This window comes from Rhizobium sp. Root491 (assembly GCF_001427205.1).
In the GTDB taxonomy this organism is placed as follows: Bacteria; Pseudomonadota; Alphaproteobacteria; order Rhizobiales; family Rhizobiaceae; genus Agrobacterium; species Agrobacterium tumefaciens.
Genome location: NZ_LMFF01000001.1, coordinates 1,108,596 through 1,125,048, shown reverse-complemented (window position 1 = coordinate 1,125,048; position 16,453 = coordinate 1,108,596). Strand labels below are relative to the sequence as shown.

16 protein-coding genes are annotated in these 16,453 nt (G+C 58.7%); 7 read left to right on the top strand and 9 right to left on the bottom strand.

The window, feature by feature from the left end:
- Positions 1-55: 55 nt before the first annotated feature.
- The 3 genes from cysK to dut all read right to left on the bottom strand — a co-directional run bounded on the left by cysK (position 56) and on the right by dut (position 2,345).
- Positions 56-1,024 carry a cysteine synthase A gene (gene cysK / locus ASD46_RS05565; protein ID WP_003514725.1) on the bottom strand — a complete coding sequence of 323 codons (969 nt, stop codon included), beginning with the start codon at positions 1,022-1,024 and terminating at the stop codon, positions 56-58.
- A gap of 156 nt (positions 1,025-1,180) precedes the next feature.
- Positions 1,181-1,798 carry a LysE family translocator gene (locus ASD46_RS05560; RefSeq protein WP_035197720.1) on the bottom strand — a complete coding sequence of 206 codons (618 nt, stop codon included), beginning with the start codon at positions 1,796-1,798 and terminating at the stop codon, positions 1,181-1,183.
- A gap of 76 nt (positions 1,799-1,874) precedes the next feature.
- Positions 1,875-2,345, bottom strand: coding sequence for a dUTP diphosphatase (gene dut / locus ASD46_RS05555; protein ID WP_025592237.1), 471 nt, complete (start codon positions 2,343-2,345; stop codon positions 1,875-1,877).
- 90 nt (positions 2,346-2,435) lie between these two features.
- On the opposite strand from dut, the gene ASD46_RS05550 reads away from it, so the two are divergent.
- The 3 genes from ASD46_RS05550 (at position 2,436) to ASD46_RS05540 (ending at position 5,651) form a co-directional block, all read left to right on the top strand.
- Entirely contained in the window at positions 2,436-4,019 is a 1,584-nt protein-coding gene (locus ASD46_RS05550) for a peptide chain release factor 3 (RefSeq protein WP_003514729.1), read from the top strand.
- Between the two features lie 70 nt (positions 4,020-4,089).
- A complete protein-coding gene (coaBC, locus tag ASD46_RS05545) occupies positions 4,090-5,295 on the top strand; it encodes a bifunctional phosphopantothenoylcysteine decarboxylase/phosphopantothenate--cysteine ligase CoaBC (protein ID WP_025592238.1) in 1,206 nt (401 codons plus the stop codon).
- On the top strand, positions 5,292-5,651 hold the full coding sequence (locus ASD46_RS05540; protein WP_025592240.1) for an MmcQ/YjbR family DNA-binding protein: 360 nt from the start codon (positions 5,292-5,294) through the stop codon (positions 5,649-5,651). Before coaBC ends, ASD46_RS05540 begins: the two co-directional genes overlap by 4 nt.
- 23 nt (positions 5,652-5,674) lie before the next feature.
- Here the strand turns inward: ASD46_RS05540 and ASD46_RS05535 are convergent, their stop codons facing one another.
- The 3 genes from ASD46_RS05535 to ubiE all read right to left on the bottom strand — a co-directional run bounded on the left by ASD46_RS05535 (position 5,675) and on the right by ubiE (position 9,140).
- Complete coding sequence (locus ASD46_RS05535) at positions 5,675-6,589, bottom strand: sterol desaturase family protein (RefSeq protein ID WP_025592249.1); 915 nt, start codon at positions 6,587-6,589, stop codon at positions 5,675-5,677.
- Between the two features lie 163 nt (positions 6,590-6,752).
- Positions 6,753-8,327: a 2-polyprenylphenol 6-hydroxylase gene (gene ubiB / locus ASD46_RS05530; RefSeq protein WP_019564439.1), complete on the bottom strand. Its 1,575-nt coding sequence runs from the start codon at positions 8,325-8,327 to the stop codon at positions 6,753-6,755.
- Positions 8,328-8,363: 36 nt separating this feature from the next.
- Entirely contained in the window at positions 8,364-9,140 is a 777-nt protein-coding gene (ubiE, locus tag ASD46_RS05525; RefSeq protein WP_003514739.1) for a bifunctional demethylmenaquinone methyltransferase/2-methoxy-6-polyprenyl-1,4-benzoquinol methylase UbiE, read from the bottom strand.
- Positions 9,141-9,283: 143 nt separating this feature from the next.
- On the opposite strand from ubiE, the gene mutM reads away from it, so the two are divergent.
- The 4 genes from mutM to dnaA all read left to right on the top strand — a co-directional run bounded on the left by mutM (position 9,284) and on the right by dnaA (position 13,788).
- Entirely contained in the window at positions 9,284-10,186 is a 903-nt protein-coding gene (gene mutM, locus ASD46_RS05520) for a bifunctional DNA-formamidopyrimidine glycosylase/DNA-(apurinic or apyrimidinic site) lyase (protein WP_025592251.1), read from the top strand.
- A 31-nt stretch (positions 10,187-10,217) separates the two neighbouring features.
- Positions 10,218-10,991: an enoyl-CoA hydratase gene (locus ASD46_RS05515; RefSeq protein ID WP_003514743.1), complete on the top strand. Its 774-nt coding sequence runs from the start codon at positions 10,218-10,220 to the stop codon at positions 10,989-10,991.
- A 194-nt stretch (positions 10,992-11,185) separates the two neighbouring features.
- Positions 11,186-11,452, top strand: coding sequence for a 30S ribosomal protein S20 (rpsT, locus tag ASD46_RS05510; RefSeq protein WP_003493474.1), 267 nt, complete (start codon positions 11,186-11,188; stop codon positions 11,450-11,452).
- An 872-nt stretch (positions 11,453-12,324) separates the two neighbouring features.
- A complete protein-coding gene (gene dnaA, locus ASD46_RS05505; protein WP_003514748.1) occupies positions 12,325-13,788 on the top strand; it encodes a chromosomal replication initiator protein DnaA in 1,464 nt (487 codons plus the stop codon).
- Between the two features lie 74 nt (positions 13,789-13,862).
- Here the strand turns inward: dnaA and hemW are convergent, their stop codons facing one another.
- From hemW to rph, 3 genes are read right to left on the bottom strand one after another with little or no spacing between them, the layout of a single operon-like run.
- Positions 13,863-15,062, bottom strand: coding sequence for a radical SAM family heme chaperone HemW (hemW, locus tag ASD46_RS05500; protein ID WP_003514749.1), 1,200 nt, complete (start codon positions 15,060-15,062; stop codon positions 13,863-13,865).
- Positions 15,063-15,067: 5 nt separating this feature from the next.
- Positions 15,068-15,712, bottom strand: coding sequence for an RdgB/HAM1 family non-canonical purine NTP pyrophosphatase (gene rdgB / locus ASD46_RS05495; protein ID WP_003514751.1), 645 nt, complete (start codon positions 15,710-15,712; stop codon positions 15,068-15,070).
- Between the two features lie 17 nt (positions 15,713-15,729).
- Positions 15,730-16,446, bottom strand: coding sequence for a ribonuclease PH (gene rph / locus ASD46_RS05490; protein WP_003514752.1), 717 nt, complete (start codon positions 16,444-16,446; stop codon positions 15,730-15,732).
- Positions 16,447-16,453 lie beyond the last annotated feature (7 nt).

The window sequence follows — 16,453 nt, the reverse complement described above, 5'->3', positions numbered from 1 at the left end:
ACAATCGGTCATTGCGGTCAGGCGCGCGTTTGCGGCCTGACCGAAGAGGAACGGCTTAAAGCCCAAGCCCTTCGAAAAGGGCGGTCGAAAGGTAACGTTCCGCGAAGGAGGGAATGATGACGACGATATTCTTGCCGGCATTTTCCTCACGTGCGCCGACCTTGATCGCCGCTGCGAGTGCCGCGCCCGAGGAGATGCCGACGGGTACGCCTTCCAGCTTCGCCACCAGACGGGCGATTTCAAAAGCGTCGTCATTGGTCACGGTGACGATTTCGTCATAGATTCCAGTGTCGAGGATCGCGGGTGCAAAACCGGCGCCGATGCCCTGGATCTTGTGCGGACCGGGGTTGCCACCGGAAAGAACCGGGCTGTCGGCTGGCTCGACGGCAATGACCTTCACCTCCGGCTTGCGGGATTTCAGCACCTGGCCCGTACCGGTGATAGTGCCACCCGTACCGATGCCCGAAACAAAAATATCGACAGCACCCTCGGTGTCGTTCCAGATTTCTTCCGCTGTCGTCTTGCGATGAATATCCGGGTTTGCGGGGTTTTCGAACTGCTGGGGAATAATCGCGTCTGGCAGGGTTTCGGCCAGTTCCTGCGCCTTGGCGATGGCGCCCTTCATGCCCTTCGGGCCTTCGGTCAACACCAGTTCCGCGCCCAGCAAGGCCAGCATTTTCCGGCGTTCGACCGACATCGTTTCCGGCATGGTCAAGATCAGCTTGTAACCCTTGGCGGCGGCGGCAAAGGCTAGCGCAATGCCCGTGTTGCCGGAGGTCGGCTCAACCAGCGTCGTTTTGCCGGGGGTGATCTTGCCCTGGGCTTCCAGCGCTTCGATCATGGCAACGCCAATGCGGTCTTTCACGGAGGCGATGGGGTTGAAGAACTCCAGCTTGGCGAGAAGATTGGCCTTCACGCCCTTTTCCCTCGCCAGCTTGTCCAGCCGCACGATCGGCGTATCGCCGATTGTTTCGGTGATGGAGGAATAGACGCGTCCGCGTCCGGGCTTTCTGGCTTCGGGCATGATGCTCTCCTGTATGAAGGCCACACGATGTGTGGCCGCAAGATTTCAGCGGCAGAATAGGAGCAATAGTCTTGTCAGGCCAGCGAACGTTCGTCCTAATATCGTCTGATTACCGGAAAAAATTCACGATAAATCAGGCAAATGCACGAAATCGTTTCAGGTGCTGCGGATCGCGATCATGGTCGCCGTTCCCGCCAGAATTCCCGCCGCGGTGCGGTTGAGGATCGTCAACGCACTTGGCCGTTTCAGGAGGTTGCGCGCCTTGGCAGCAAGCAGGATGTAAGGCAGGAGAACGGCCATCAACACGACGAAGGTCAGCGCCAGAAGTGTCGCATATTCCGATGGGCCGATCATGCGGATGTCGATCAGCGTCGGCACCAGCGCCACATAAAACAGCATGGTTTTTGGATTACCCAGCGTGATCAGCAGGCCGGACAGAAACGACATGGGAATGCTGGTGCTTTTTTTTGCCTTCAGGTCCTGTGGCAAGAGGCCGGCGGTCCAGAGCTTCCATGCGATATAGAGAAGATAGGCTGCGCCGGCAAACTTCAGGACCATGAAGGCCTCCTGAAAAGTCTGCGCCACGAAGGCGAGGCCGAGGATCACGCCGGTCAGGTAGATCATGTCGCCCAGCACCAGCCCGAGGCCCATGAAGAAGGTTTCCCGAAACCCCGATCCAAGCGCCCGCGCCACAATCGCCGTCATGCCGGGGCCGGGAATGGCAGCGGCGATGAAGAGTGCGGTGCCATAGGCAAGAAGGGTCGTCAGCGTCATGGTCATTTTCCCCGAAAATCCGCCAGATCAATAGCGAAAATCAGGGGTGAAAACAATCGCCCATAAAGGGGGCTGGTCAAAGCCCCGTGGAGCCGAAACCACCGGCACCGCGTGCCGTCTCGGATGTTTCGGCCACTTCGCTGACTGCCACCTGCGTAACTGGTGCAATCACCATCTGTGCGATGCGCATGCCGCGCTCGATGACAAAATCGGCCTGCCCCAGATTGGCGAGAATGACCTTCACTTCGCCGCGATAGTCGCTGTCCACCGTGCCGGGGGAATTGAGGCAGGTGATGCCGTTCTTGATGGCGAGGCCGGAGCGCGGACGGATTTGCGCCTCATAGCCTTGTGGAACCTCGAAGACGAAACCGGTCGGCACCAGCGCCCGTTCGCCCGGCTGCAAAGTCAGCGGTTCATCGGCCGGCACTGCGGCGCGCAGGTCCATTCCGGCGGCGCCACGGGTTTCATAGGAAGGCAATTCGAGGTCTGCGCCATTGGCGAGACGCACAAGCCGGAGGAGGGGGCGATTATCATTTTGAACGGTCATGCGGCATTAGTTTGCCGAGATCGCGGCAAGGTCAATTGCAAATGCGGGCCTGAAACGCTAGATACCCCGCAATTCCACAGGATTTGTCAGATGGCCGAAACACTTGCCGAGGCGGTCTCCCGCCGCCGCACCTTTGCTATTATTGCGCACCCGGACGCGGGTAAGACCACGCTTACGGAAAAACTGCTGCTGTTCGGCGGAGCGATCCAGCTTGCCGGTGAGGTGAAGGCGAAGAAGGATCGCATCCAGACCCGTTCGGACTGGATGAAGATCGAGCGCGAGCGCGGCATTTCGGTCGTCACTTCGGTCATGACCTTCGAATATAACGACCGCGTCTTCAACATCCTCGATACGCCCGGCCACGAAGACTTTGCCGATGACACCTACCGCACGCTGACGGCGGTGGATGCGGCGATCATGGTCATCGATGCCGCCAAGGGTATCGAGCCGCGCACGCTGAAGCTTTTCGAAGTTTGCCGCATGCGCGATATTCCGATCATCACCTTCATCAACAAGATGGACCGCGAAAGCCGCGATCCCTTCGAGATTCTGGACGAGGTCGAGGAAAAGCTGGCGCTCGATACCGCGCCGATCACCTGGCCGGTCGGCCGGGCGAAGAGCTTCTGTGGCGCTTACAATCTTGCTGAAAACACCTTTCGTGGCAACGACACGCAGGTGGATGGCCTTTCGGTCAACGGCCCTCAGGCTGTCGCCGATCGTCTGCCGGAAAATGAGCGCAAGGTCTTTATCGAGGAAACGGAACTGGCTCTGGAAGCCTGCCGCCCCTTCGACCGTCAGGCGTTCCTGGAAGGTCACATGACGCCAGTATTCTTCGGTTCGGCGCTGCGCAATTTCGGTGTGCGCGACCTCATCAATGCGCTGGGTGATTTCGCCCCGCCGCCGCGCGATCAGGTGGCGGATACCCGCACCGTGCATGCGGCGGAAGACAAGATGACGGCCTTCGTGTTCAAGATTCAGGCCAATATGGATCCCAACCATCGCGACCGCATCGCGTTTGCCCGCATCTGCTCCGGCAAGCTGGAGCGCGGCATGAAGGCTCGGCTGTCGCGCACCGGCAAGCTCATGGGGCTGACCGCACCGCAATTCTTCTTCGCGTCACAGCGCCAGCTGGCCGATACCGCCTTTGCGGGCGATGTGGTCGGCATTCCCAACCACGGCACGCTGCGCATCGGTGATACGCTGACCGAGGGTGAAAACCTCGTATTCCAGGGCGTGCCGAACTTCTCGCCGGAAATCCTGCGCCGCGTGCGCTTGGAAGACGCGATGAAGGCGAAGAAGCTGAAGGAAGCTTTGCAGCAGATGGCGGAAGAAGGTGTCGTGCAGCTCTTTTCGCCAGAAGATGGCTCGCCCGCCATCGTCGGCGTTGTCGGCGCGCTGCAGCTCGATGTGTTGAAGGAACGGCTGATGGGCGAATATGGCCTGCCGGTCTCGTTTGAAATGTCTCGCTTTTCCGTCTGCCGCTGGATCTCGTCCGATCAGCCGGCGGAAATGGACAAGTTCCTCAACGTCAAGCGCGGCGATATCGCTCGCGATCTGGATGGCGATCCGGTGTTTCTGGCGCAGGATGCCTTCTCGCTGCGGTATGAATCCGAGCGGTTTCCGGCGATCAAGATGGTCGCGATCAAGGAATATCACGTTGCCAAGGCGGCGTGATATCAGCCGGATTGCACTTTGAATGCCAAGGGCTTAGTTTCCCGGTTAAACGGGAAACTGGTCCGGCATCATGACGCTTTCAGGCAAACATATTCTCCTCATCATCTCCGGCGGCATCGCGGCCTATAAGAGCCTCGACCTCATCCGCCGTCTGAAAGAGCGCGGCGCGAAGGTGACGCCAGTCATGACGAAGGGCGCACAGGAATTCGTCACTCCGCTTGCTGTTGGCGCACTGTCCGCCACCCACGTCTTCACCGAGCTTTTTTCGAGGCAGGACGAGCAGGATGTCGGGCATATCCGGCTCGCACGCGAATGCGACCTCGTGCTGGTCGCGCCCGCCACCGCTGATCTGATGGCGAAGATGGCGAATGGTTTGGCTGATGATCTTGCCTCCACGATCCTTCTGGCGACCGATCGGAAGGTGCTGGTCGCACCTGCCATGAACCCAAAAATGTGGTCGGCAAAGCCAACGGTGCGCAATGTCGAAACGCTGAAAAAAGACGGCGTGTTTGTCATCGGCCCTATGGCAGGCGAAATGGCGGAGAAGGGCGAGGCTGGTCTTGGTCGTATGGCGGAGCCTTTGCAGATCGTCCAAGGCGTCGAGGCTTTGCTGGATGGCGGGCCAAAGCCTTTAAAAGGCAGAACGGCGATCGTTACCTCCGGCCCCACCCATGAGCCGATCGATCCGGTGCGTTACATCGCCAACCGCTCCTCCGGCAAGCAGGGCCATGCCATCGCAGCTGCGCTTGCGGAATTGGGTGCGGAGGTAACGCTGGTCTCGGGTCCCGTCACGATTGCCGATCCGGCGGGCGTTGCAACGGTCCATGTCGAGCGTGCCGAGGAGATGCGCGATGCGGTGATTTCAAGGCTGCCGGTGGATATCGCCGTCATGGTCGCCGCTGTCGCCGACTGGCGGGTGGCGGGTTCTTCGGAGCAGAAGATCAAAAAGCAGCCGGGCGATGCCCCGCCTGCGCTGCAACTTATGGAAAACCCCGATATTCTCAAAACCGTCGGCCACCACGAAAAGCGCCCGAAGCTGGTGGTGGGTTTCGCCGCCGAGACGCAGGATGTCGAGAAAAACGGCCGAGCCAAACTGGAGCGCAAGGGCGCCGATTATATCGTTGCCAATGATGTGTCGGCGGAAACCGGCATCATGGGCGGAGACCGCAACAGCGTGAAGATCATTTCGAATGAGGGTATCGAGGCCTGGCCTGATATGGACAAGGCCGAAGTCGCCAAACGTCTGGCGGCCCTTATCGCGGAGAAACTCGCATGAGCCTTTTCGATCGCAAGACATTCGACAGGGTGCTCGGCGAATGGCCGGGCGTCCGTTTCGTCGATCAGTGGGATTCCCACGTTGCCAAGGTCGGAGACAAGGTCTTTTCCGTTTTGGGTGAACGCGACGACTGGCGGCTTGTGGTGAAATGTTCGGAGGAAAGCTTCGAAATCCTCACCTCGCTGGAAGGTATCCATCAGGCACCTTATTTCGCCAAGCGCAAATGGATATCGATCTCCGATCATTCACCGCTGGAGCAAGAGGAGCTGGAACACTATGTCCGCCGCTCCTATGAACTCGTTGCTGTAGGGCTGACGAAGAAGCTGCGGGTCGAACTGGGAATTCTCCCGGCCTGAAGGCGGCATTGTCGCCAATCCCTTCAATTTTCTTTCGTGTTTCGCCCGATGATCTGGCGAACCCCTTCCTTGGTGAAAGGCTGAAAAAGCTGTGGCAGAAAGCCCTTTGCAATTTCTCCCTTGATGCCGATGTTGGTCGAGGAAGGGCGATCGGGATTGAAATAGCTGCCGAACAACTGGTCGAAAATGACAAGGTTCTCACCATAATTGGTATTTCCCTCAGGCAGCTCTTTGGAGTGGTGCCAACGGTGCAGCCGGGGCGTGCTGAACACGTAGTCCAGCGGCCCGGTTTTCATATCCACATTGCAATGGGTCAGAATGCCGATGAAGGCGGTCACAGCCGCGAGCCACCAGAACACCTGCAACGGCGCGCCCATGAGATAAAGCGGAATCTGGCTGAGCGCGATCTTGAACAGCGAGTCGGCCACATGAAAACGGCCCGTATTGACGACCCAAAGGCGGACAACGCTGTGATGAAGCGCGTGAAAACGCCAGAAGAACACCGTTTCATGGGCGATACGGTGCGCCCAGTAGAGACCGAATTCAGCGATCATCAGGGCGAGCGTGACCTGAACAACCATCGGCAACTGAGAAGGCCACAGGTCGAATTTCATGGCCGCCAAAGGTTGCAGAAAAATGGCGGTCAGCATTGGAAAGAGCACCGCTGCCGTGGCAGCAAGCTGAACAAGCCCCTTGGTCAAGAGCGTGTGGGCGATATTGTTGACGGTTTCACCATCAGATTGAAGCCATTCCGTCTCATAGGGAATGTAACGCTCAAGAAGAAACAGGCTGGCCACCGCACCCGCGTAGACGGCGAGGAATGTGGTGATCGGATGTTCACTCGAAAAAGCGAAATAAGCCCCGGTAAGACCGAGAAAAAACACCATGGGCCAAGAGCAATAGGTAAGGATCCGTTTTACGGCTTCATTTTTTGCCATCAATCTCAATTCCCGTCCGGCAATCATTTAACTTTCAATCAAGATCAGGTCACTATCCTCGATATGTTGCAGCAGCATGGTACGCATCTATCGAACTGGAAGACCGGCGATTTTCGGTTCGAAAGTGTGCCGCACCGGCGTGAGCGCCGAGTTTGAATATCGTTTAGCTGATCCTGATCGCGATATAGAGAAGCGTCAGCGCAATCACCCAGAGCGCCGCCCGGCCCCATTTGGTGTGGCGCGCTTCCGCCTTGCCGATCGCTTCCGCGGTCTGGGCGTCGAAACGCAGGCCGTTCTCGCTCATATACACCAGGTCGGAATGCAGCTTCTCCGTCTTGGCAGCGATCTCGGGGGCCGCTTCCGCAAGCTTGAGAGCCGCCTTCACGCCGTCCTTCAGATCGGTGACAATGCGTTTCGGGCCAAGATTGTCCCTTATCCAGCCGCTGACGACCGGATCGGCCGCTTTCCACATGTTGAAACGCGGATTGAGCATGCGGGATACGCCTTCCACCACCACCATGGTCTTTTGCAGCATCACCAGTTCCGGGCGCGTTTCCATGTCGAAGAGCTCGGTAACTTCGAACAGCAGCGTCAGCAATTTGCCCATGGAGATCGTCTCGGCCGGCTGGCCGTGGATCGGTTCGCCGATGGCGCGGATCGCCTGCGCAAAGCTGGCTTTATCGTGATGGCCCGGCACATAACCGGCCTCGAAATGCACCTCCGCGACGCGCATGTAATCGCGGGTGATGAAGCCGTAGAGGATTTCGGCAAGGAACCTGCGTTCTTTTTTGCCCAGCCGCCCGGCAATGCCCATATCCACGGCTACGATCATGCCCTGCGGATCGACAAAGAGATTGCCGGGGTGCATGTCGGCATGGAAAAAGCCGTCGCGCAAGGTGTGCCGCAGGAAGGACTGGATGAGGGTATCAGCCAGCTTGTTCAGATCGTGACCGGCAGCCTTCAGTCCCTCAATATCCGACATCTTGACGCCGTCGATCCATTCCATGGTGACGACATCGCGGCCGGTGCGTTCCCAATCTACCTCCGGAACGCGGAATCCGGGGTCTTCTTTGGTATTTTCGGCAAGTTCGGAAAGGGCGGCGGCCTCAAGCCGCAGATCCATCTCGATCTTGGTTGTCTGTTCCAGCGTGCGAGTGACTTCCACCGGCCGCAGGCGGCGGGCAGAGCGGACGAAACGCTGTTGCAGGTCGGCGATCAGATACATCGCCTCCAGATCGTTCTGGAAGCGCTGGCGAACGCCGGGGCGAATGACCTTGACGGCGACCTTGCGCGGCCCTTTCGGCGTATCCACTATCGCCGGGTGAACCTGGGCGATGGAAGCGGCGGCGATCGGATCGCCAAATTCCCTGTAGAGTTCCGAAACAGACCGCCCGAGCGAACCTTCAATATTGGCCTTGGCCGCGGCTGCGGGGAAAAATGCCATGCGGTCCTGCAGGCTCGCAAGATCGTCGGCGAAGTCGGCGCCGACCACATCCGGCCTTGTGGCCAGAAACTGTCCCATCTTCACATAGGACGGGCCAAGCCGCTCGACAGCTACCGCTAGCCGGTCGCTACGCTGCGCCCGCTTGGCCTTGCTGCGGGCGAATGGCTTCAGCAATGCCTTCATCACTTGCGCGGAGGCAGGAAGGTCATCGGATGGCAAGGCCAGCACGACGCCTTCGCGCACGAGAACCCAGCCAACCCTTGCGAGGCGGAAATATGCGCCCAAAGTGCTCATGCTTATGCTTGTCTCCTGCTTTTGCCGGACATCGTCTTAAAGCTTCCAGCCGGAATGCAGGGCGGCGATACCGCCGGTGTAATTTGTGTAGGTCACGCGCGAAAAGCCGGCGGAGCGGATCATCGTCGCGAAATCCTCCTGATTGGGGAATTTGCGGATAGACTCGACCAGATATTGATAGGGCTCGGCATCCCCGGTGATCATCTTGCCAAATTGCGGAATGGCGTTGAACGACCATGCATCATAGACGCGGTCGAGTAGCGGCATTTCCACCTCGGAAAATTCCAGCACCAGCAGTCGCCCGCCACGTTTCAGTACGCGGTAGGCTTCTTTCAGCGCAACGTCGATGCGCGGTACGTTGCGAATGCCGAAGGCGACCGTATAGGCGTCGAAGGTATTCGCCTCGAAGGGCAGCTCCTCGGCATTGGCTTCAACGAAGGTCAGATTGTCGGAGAGCTTTCGTTTTGCCGCGCGCTCCTCGCCAACGGCAAGCATCGAGCCGTTGATATCGAGAACGGTGGCATGCGCCAGACGGTTGGAGGCTTCCACGATGCGGAAGGCGATATCGCCGGTGCCACCAGCTACGTCAAGCACCTTGTAAGAGGCGTCCTTGCGCGGTGAAAGCGAGGACACCATGGCGTCCTTCCACAGCCGGTGCAGGCCGGCCGACATCACGTCGTTCATAATGTCGTAGCGCTTGGCCACCTTGTGGAAGACATCGTTGACCAGCCCCTGCTTTTTGCCTTCGTCCACTTTGTGGAAGCCATAGGACGTTTCCATGCCGCCTTGGGCAGTGGTACGGGCGTCGGTCATCGTCTGTCTCCATATTAATTGCGTGGCGGACCATAGCGGAAACGCCATGGCGACGCTATCTGTTGCCGCATCGCCTGGGCGCGACATTTCGCGTGCATTGTATAGACCACATGGTCCTAACGATAAACTGCCGGATAAGCCAGATGCCAGAATTGCCAGAAGTCGAAACCGTTAGACGCGGCCTCGCGCCCACCATGGAAGGGGCAAGAATCCGCAAGCTCCATCTTGGCCGTCCCGATCTGCGCTTTCCGTTCCCGGAGGACTTCGCGGGCCTGATCGAGGGCAGGACGATCATATCGCTCGGGCGCAGGGCGAAGTATCTCTTGATAGAGCTGGAAGACGGGCTGACGATCGTTGCCCATCTTGGAATGTCCGGCTCGTTCCGTATCGAGGCGGCGGCGGATGAGGCGGGAAATAGGAACGCGCCCGGCGCGTTTCATTATGCCCGCTCGAAGGACGGCAAGCACGATCATGTCGTCTTTCATCTGGATAAGGGCGAAGAGCGCATCTGCGTCATCTATAATGACCCGCGCCGCTTCGGCTTCATGCATCTGGTGGAGCGCAACAAGCTCGACCTCTACCCCGCTTTTGCGGGGCTGGGACCGGAACCGACCGGCAACGCGCTGAGCGCGGATTATCTCGCGAGCCGGTTCCAGGGTAAAAGCCAGCCGTTAAAAAGCACGCTGCTGGACCAGAAGGTCATTGCGGGCCTTGGCAATATCTATGTCTGTGAGGCGCTGTGGCGTGCCCATCTCTCGCCTTTGCGGGCGGCGGGAACGCTGGTGACCAAAACCGGAGAACCGAAGCCGGAGCTCATCAACCTCACGGAGAAGATCCGAGACGTGATCGCGGACGCAATCGCCGCCGGCGGCTCTTCCCTGCGCGACCATATACAGACGGACGGAACGCTCGGTTATTTCCAGCATTCCTTTTCAGTCTACGATCAGGAAGGCCAGCCTTGCCGTACACCCGGCTGCGGGGGTACGGTTGAAAGGATAGTGCAGGCCGGTCGTTCGACCTTTTATTGCGCGGCCTGCCAGAAGTAGCTGAGGCGGAATAATGGCGAGGGAGACTGCCGTGGATTATGAAACGATACTGGTCGAGAAGCGCGACGAGGTGGGCGTCATCACGCTCAACCGGCCCAAGGCGCTCAACGCCCTCAATTCGGTGCTTCTGAAGGAACTGCGGCACATTCTCTCCTCGTTCTCTGCCGACGACTCCATCGGTGCGATCATTATAACGGGGTCGGAAAAGGCATTTGCCGCCGGCGCGGACATCAAGGAAATGCAGGGGCTGGATTTTGTCGATGCCTATGTCGGCGACTTTCTCGGCGGCTGGGACGAGGTCGCATCGACCCGCAAGCCGGTCATTGCCGCAGTCTCCGGCTTTGCGCTGGGCGGCGGGTGTGAGCTGGCAATGATGTGCGATTTCATCATCGCTTCGGACACGGCGAAATTCGGCCAGCCGGAAATCACGCTTGGCGTCATTCCCGGCATGGGCGGCTCGCAGCGGCTGACGCGGGCGGTGGGCAAGGCGAAGGCGATGGATCTGGTTCTGACCGGCCGCATGATGGATGCGGCCGAGGCAGAGCGCGCCGGCCTCGTTTCGCGGATCGTCCCCGCGGCAAATCTCATGGATGAGGCGGTGGATGCCGCCACGCGCATCGCCTCGCTGTCTCGCGCTTCCGTTCTCATGGCCAAGGAAAGCGTCAATCGCTCCTTCGAGGTTCCTCTTTCGGAAGGGCTGAGATATGAAAGGCGATCCTTTCAGTCGCTCTTTGCAACAGCGGATCAGAAGGAGGGCATGGCGGCCTTCGTTGAAAAGCGCAAACCCGCTTTCCGGAATCGCTAAGGATTCGGAATATCGGCGTTTTCCGCCATTTGCGTGTTGACGGGCGTACGCTTTAGCGGTATATGCCCGCCCACGGTTAAGGAAAGCCATCCGGCTTGTCCGAAATTACTCCCGCATTCTTGGGTTAAGTGAGGTCTTCGAACGACCCGATCCTCTGGTTGCGGAATTTGGTTTGAATTCGAAGAGAGGCATACATGGCCAATACAACTTCGGCGAAAAAGGCGACCCGCAAGATCGCTCGCCGTACCGCAGTCAACAAGGCTCGCCGTTCGCGCGTTCGCGGCTTCATCCGCAAGGTCGAGGAAGCTATCGCTTCGGGCGATCTGGCAGTAGCCACCGAAGCTCTGAAGGCAGCTCAGCCTGAGATCCAGCGCGCAGCGACGCGTGGCGTTCTGCATGGCAACACGGCATCCCGTAAGGTGTCGCGTCTTGCCCAGCGCGTTAAGGCTCTTTCCGCCTAATCCGGCTAATCACAATTAACTATTCAAAAAGCCTGGTCTTTTGACCGGGCTTTTTGTGATTCTAACCCTACGTTAATCATTCCTGCCGTAACGTGACAAACGCGTGTCAGATGAGCGACAAGAAAAACTGAATAAAAACAATGGATTGCCGGAGGTCTCCCGAAAAATGGGAAGCTTTCTCTACGGAAGTCGCAGCCAGTTTTGAGTCAAGAAGATTTTTATTTTTTTGCCAAAACGGGCTATCGAAAAATGCCAAAATTGAATCTCATTGATTCATAAGCGATTCTGCTTCGGACCTTGCCGGTGATGCAAAACGACCATTGCGAGTCAATGGTCGATCTGAGTTTTTGCAGAAAAAACGCCATTGATCTCTCCCCACGATCCTGCCTAAATGCATTTCAACAAGGGGTGCGGATCTCAGTCCACAGATTATCTCGATGATCGTATCGACGATATTCACCTTCTTGCTGGCGGGCCTTTCGAGGTCCGTTTTCTCAGGTCATTGAGCTTTTTGTGCCGTTTCGGTCTCGGAACGGGCTGGAGCTTTTTGTCCTTAAGAATGCGCCTTACAGTTGTAGCGAAAGGAGCGTTTTTAGCGTGTCGCAGGCCTCTCCATGAAGGGGAGGGAAATGGGATAACCGGCTCGCAAACAAGTAGTAGTCTTTGACGCTCTTTCGAGGGGAGTGCTGGAGGCGGGAAATAATACGAGGGGGATCTCTGGCGATCGTTTTTTTGATCGTCAGGCTATGATTGGCAATTTGAAAGGCGGCAATATGCAATTGAATTTGGCGATGGGTGCGGTGGCCGATGGGGACCGCGCACCACAGGCTCGTGATGCAGCTTGCTCAGAAGCGGCAGGGGATAAATCGGCAATGAAGCACGATGCGCTGTTTGAACGTTTTAGCGCGCGGCTGAAGGCACAGGTTGGTCCCGAGGTCTATGCAAGCTGGTTTGCACGGCTCAAACTCCACACCGTTTCGAAAAGCGTCGTCCGTTTTACCGTTCCGACGACCTTTCTGAAGTCCTGGATCAACAACCGTTATATGGATCTGATCACCAGTCTCGTCCAAAGCGAGGATCCGGACGTGCTGAAGGTGGAAATTCTTGTCCGCTCCGCCAGCCGCCCGGCCCGCCCCGCGCAGGTCGAGGAACGGGTGCAGCCCGTTCAGGACATGGGCGCTGTTGCGCGCAACAAGTCCTTCATTCCGTCGCAGCCCGCGACAGCACCTTCTGCACAGCCTGCGGCGGCGCAGGCGACGCTGCGGCAGGGTAGCTCCGGGCCGCTGTTCGGTTCGCCGCTCGATACACGTTTCACCTTTGACACTTTTGTCGAGGGCTCGTCCAACCGCGTCGCGCTTGCGGCGGCAAAGACGATCGCTGAAGCGGGTGCCGGTGCTGTGCGCTTCAATCCGCTGTTCATTCATGCGGGTGTCGGGCTTGGCAAGACACACCTTCTGCAGGCAATTGCCAATGCCGCCATCGACAGTCCGCGCAACCCGCGTGTGGTCTATCTGACGGCCGAATATTTTATGTGGCGTTTTGCGACCGCGATCCGCGACAATGATGCGCTGACGCTGAAGGACACCCTGCGAAATATCGACCTTCTTGTCATCGACGACATGCAGTTCCTGCAGGGCAAGATGATCCAGCACGAATTCTGCCACCTGTTGAACATGCTGCTCGACAGCGCCAAGCAGGTAGTCGTGGCCGCTGACCGCGCGCCGTGGGAGCTGGAATCGCTTGATCCGCGTGTCCGTTCGCGCCTTCAGGGTGGCATGGCTATCGAGATCGAAGGTCCCGATTACGACATGCGCTACGAAATGCTCAACCGTCGCATGGGTTCTGCGCGTCAGGACGATCCGTCTTTCGAGATTTCGGACGAAATCCTGACCCACGTGGCCAAAAGCGTGACGGCGAGCGGACGCGAGCTTGAAGGCGCCTTCAACCAGCTGATGTTCAGACGCTCTTTCGAGCCGAACCTCTCGGTTGACCGTGTCGATGAGCTGCTGTCGCACCTCGTCGGCAGTGGGGAGGCCAAGCGCGTCCGTATCGAGGATATTCAGCGCATCGTCGCCAGGCATTATAATGTGTCGCGGCAGGAGCTGGTTTCCAACCGTCGCACCCGCGTCATCGTCAAGCCGCGCCAGATCGCCATGTATCTGGCAAAGATGCTGACACCGCGCTCATTTCCCGAGATCGGTCGCCGTTTCGGCGGTCGCGACCACACCACGGTTCTTCACGCGGTGCGCAAGATCGAGGATCTGATTTCCGGCGACACCAAGCTCGGCCACGAGGTTGAGCTGCTGAAGCGCCTGATCAACGAAAACAACGCATGAAAAAAGCGGCCTTCGGGCCGCTTTTTTATTGGTTTCTCGGTTGTTGATTGGCTCAGGACCAGGCAGGCTACCGGTCAGCAGGCGAGATCGGCGACCACGGCATCCAGAATAAGCATGCCGGAAGGGGTGCAGCGTAGGCGGGAATTGCCGATCCGTTCCACGAAGCCGTGTTGCAGGAGGAATTCCTCTTTCTCCGGGTCGAGTTCGCGGCCGGAGAGATCGCTCCAGCGAGCAAGATCAATGCCTTCGCGCAGGCGAAGACCCATCAGCAGCAATTCGTCTGCCTGTTCGTCGACGCCGAGAAGCTCCTGATCGACCATGCCGTGGCCTTCACGCTCGACGGTCTCGAGCCAGGTTTCGGGATGGCGCTCGGTGACGGTGGCGAGCTTGGAGGCGCCATTGGTCAGGCGTCCATGCGCACCGGGTCCAATACCGGCATAATCGCCATAACGCCAATAGGTCAGGTTATGGCGGCTTTCCGCACCGGGGCGGGCGTGATTGGAAACCTCGTACGCCGGCATGCCGTAACGCTCGGTGATTTCTTGCGTCGCTTCATAAAGCACCGCCGAATGCTCGCCATCCGGTACGATCAGCTTGCCAGCCTTGTGCAGCCCGTAAAACGGCGTGCCTTCCTCGATAGTGAGCTGATAGAGCGACAGATGGTCGACGGCGTAGGAGACGGCTTCCTTCAGCTCAGCGTCCCATTCGGCCACCGTCTGGTTCGGGCGGGCGTAAATCAGATCGAAGGACATGCGCGGAAAAATCTCCCGCGCCAGACGGATGGCTTTAAGCGCATCGGCAACATCATGCAGACGGCCAAGGAACTTCAGGTCCCGGTCGTTCAGCGCCTGGACGCCGAGCGAGACGCGATTGACGCCGGCTGCCCGGTAACCGCGAAACCGCTCCGCCTCGACGCTTGAAGGATTGGCCTCCATGGTGATCTCGATACCATCAGGCACATGCCAGAAGCGCGAAACGCCATCAAGAAGCGCGCCTACGGTCTGCGGGTCCATCAGCGAAGGTGTGCCGCCGCCCATGAAAATGCTGGTAACGACACGCGGACCGCTGAGCGCCCGCATCTTTGCCATTTCGCTGAGGAACGCCGCAGTGAACCGTTCCTGATCCACCGGGCGGTGGCGGACATGGCTGTTGAAATCGCAATAGGGGCATTTGGCCGCACAGAAGGGCCAGTGCAGATAGATCCCGAAACCGGGATCGCCCGTATCCGGCAGAAGCGACGCGCCGGGGGCAGAAAGTTGGTGCTCCCCGGTCATCGGGTTCATGCCTCCAGACAGGTTTCGACGAATTTTTTGAACGCGCGGGCACGGTGGGAGAGCGCAAACGCATCGCCGTGCTTCCAGCCGTGTTTTTCGTCTGCGGTCATTTCACCGAATGTGGTGTCGTAACCTTCCGGTTTGAAGATCGGGTCATAGCCGAAACCGCTCGTTCCGCGCGGGGGCCACGCCACCGTGCCTTCCACCTCGCCGCGAAAATATTCGACATGCCCGTCCGGCCAGGCAAGGCACAGCACGCTGACGAAGCGGCCCGTGCGGTCTTCCGGCTTCGTTGCACCGCGTTCGGCAAGCGCATCCTCGACCTTCTGCATGGCCATGGCGAAGTCGCGCGTACCGTCAGCGGTTTCCGCCCAATTGGCGGTGTAAACGCCCGGCGCGCCATCCAGCGCATCGATCACCAGACCGGAATCGTCAGACAGAGCCGGCAGGCCGGACGCCTTCGCAGACGCAAGCGCCTTGATGGCAGCATTTTCCTCAAAGGTGGTGCCTGTCTCGTCCGGCTCCACGAAGTTCAGCTCCGCAGCCGATTTGGCTGAAAAGCCGAAAGGCCCGATCAGGTCGGCGATTTCGGCGATCTTGCCCTTGTTGTGGCTGGCGACAACGATCGTTCTGGTATCGAGCTTGCGCATGACGTTTTCCTGTCGGCTCAGGCGATTGCCTGCTTCTGAAGGGCCACCAGTTCGCTGCATCCGGCCTTTGCAAGACCGAGCAGCGTCAGGAATTCCTCTTCGGAGAAGGGGGCACCTTCCGCGGTTCCCTGCACTTCGACGATGCCGCCGGAGCCGGTGATGACGAAATTCGCATCGGTCTCGGCGGAGGAATCCTCGAGATAATCGAGATCGATGACCGGCTGTTTTGCAAAGATGCCGCAGGAGATCGCGGCGATATGGTCTTTCAGGACCTTCTCGACCTTGATCATGTTGCGGGTTTCCATCCACTTCAGGCAATCATGCAGGGCGATCCATGCGCCGGTGATGGAAGCCGTGCGCGTGCCGCCATCGGCCTGAATGACGTCGCAGTCAATGCTGATCTGGCGCTCGCCAAGCGCCTGGAGGTCGACCACTGCGCGCAGCGAGCGGCCGATAAGGCGCTGGATTTCCTGCGTGCGTCCGCCCTGCTTGCCGGCTGAGGCCTCGCGTTTCATCCGCTCATGGGTGGAACGCGGCAGCATGCCGTATTCGGCGGTGACCCAGCCCTTGCCGCTGTTGCGCAGCCACGGCGGCGTCTTTTCCTCAAGGCTTGCGGTGACGAGCACATGCGTATCACCGAATTTGACCAGACAGGAACCTTCGGCATGTTTCGAGAAATTGCGCTCGAAGGAAACCTTGCGCATCTGATCGGTTTTTCTGCCTGAAGGCCGCATATGATCC

Bases quoted from the DNA above. Each gene is read 5' to 3' on its own strand.
- ASD46_RS05540 (WP_025592240.1), top strand. From the start codon at position 5,292: ATGAGCCTTTTCGATCGCAAGACATTCGACAGGGTGCTCGGCGAATGG.
- rpsT (WP_003493474.1), top strand. From the start codon at position 11,186: ATGGCCAATACAACTTCGGCGAAAAAGGCGACCCGCAAGATCGCTCGC.
- ASD46_RS05560 (WP_035197720.1), bottom strand. From the start codon at position 1,798: ATGACGCTGACGACCCTTCTTGCCTATGGCACCGCACTCTTCATCGCC.
- cysK (WP_003514725.1), bottom strand. From the start codon at position 1,024: ATGCCCGAAGCCAGAAAGCCCGGACGCGGACGCGTCTATTCCTCCATC.
- dnaA (WP_003514748.1), top strand. From the start codon at position 12,325: ATGAAGCACGATGCGCTGTTTGAACGTTTTAGCGCGCGGCTGAAGGCA.
- dut (WP_025592237.1), bottom strand. From the start codon at position 2,345: ATGACCGTTCAAAATGATAATCGCCCCCTCCTCCGGCTTGTGCGTCTC.
- rdgB (WP_003514751.1), bottom strand. From the start codon at position 15,712: ATGCGCAAGCTCGATACCAGAACGATCGTTGTCGCCAGCCACAACAAG.
- ASD46_RS05550 (WP_003514729.1), top strand. From the start codon at position 2,436: ATGGCCGAAACACTTGCCGAGGCGGTCTCCCGCCGCCGCACCTTTGCT.
- rph (WP_003514752.1), bottom strand. From the start codon at position 16,446: ATGCGGCCTTCAGGCAGAAAAACCGATCAGATGCGCAAGGTTTCCTTC.
- hemW (WP_003514749.1), bottom strand. From the start codon at position 15,062: ATGACCGGGGAGCACCAACTTTCTGCCCCCGGCGCGTCGCTTCTGCCG.
- ubiB (WP_019564439.1), bottom strand. From the start codon at position 8,327: ATGAGCACTTTGGGCGCATATTTCCGCCTCGCAAGGGTTGGCTGGGTT.
- ASD46_RS05535 (WP_025592249.1), bottom strand. From the start codon at position 6,589: ATGGCAAAAAATGAAGCCGTAAAACGGATCCTTACCTATTGCTCTTGG.
- coaBC (WP_025592238.1), top strand. From the start codon at position 4,090: ATGACGCTTTCAGGCAAACATATTCTCCTCATCATCTCCGGCGGCATC.
- mutM (WP_025592251.1), top strand. From the start codon at position 9,284: ATGCCAGAATTGCCAGAAGTCGAAACCGTTAGACGCGGCCTCGCGCCC.
- ubiE (WP_003514739.1), bottom strand. From the start codon at position 9,140: ATGACCGACGCCCGTACCACTGCCCAAGGCGGCATGGAAACGTCCTAT.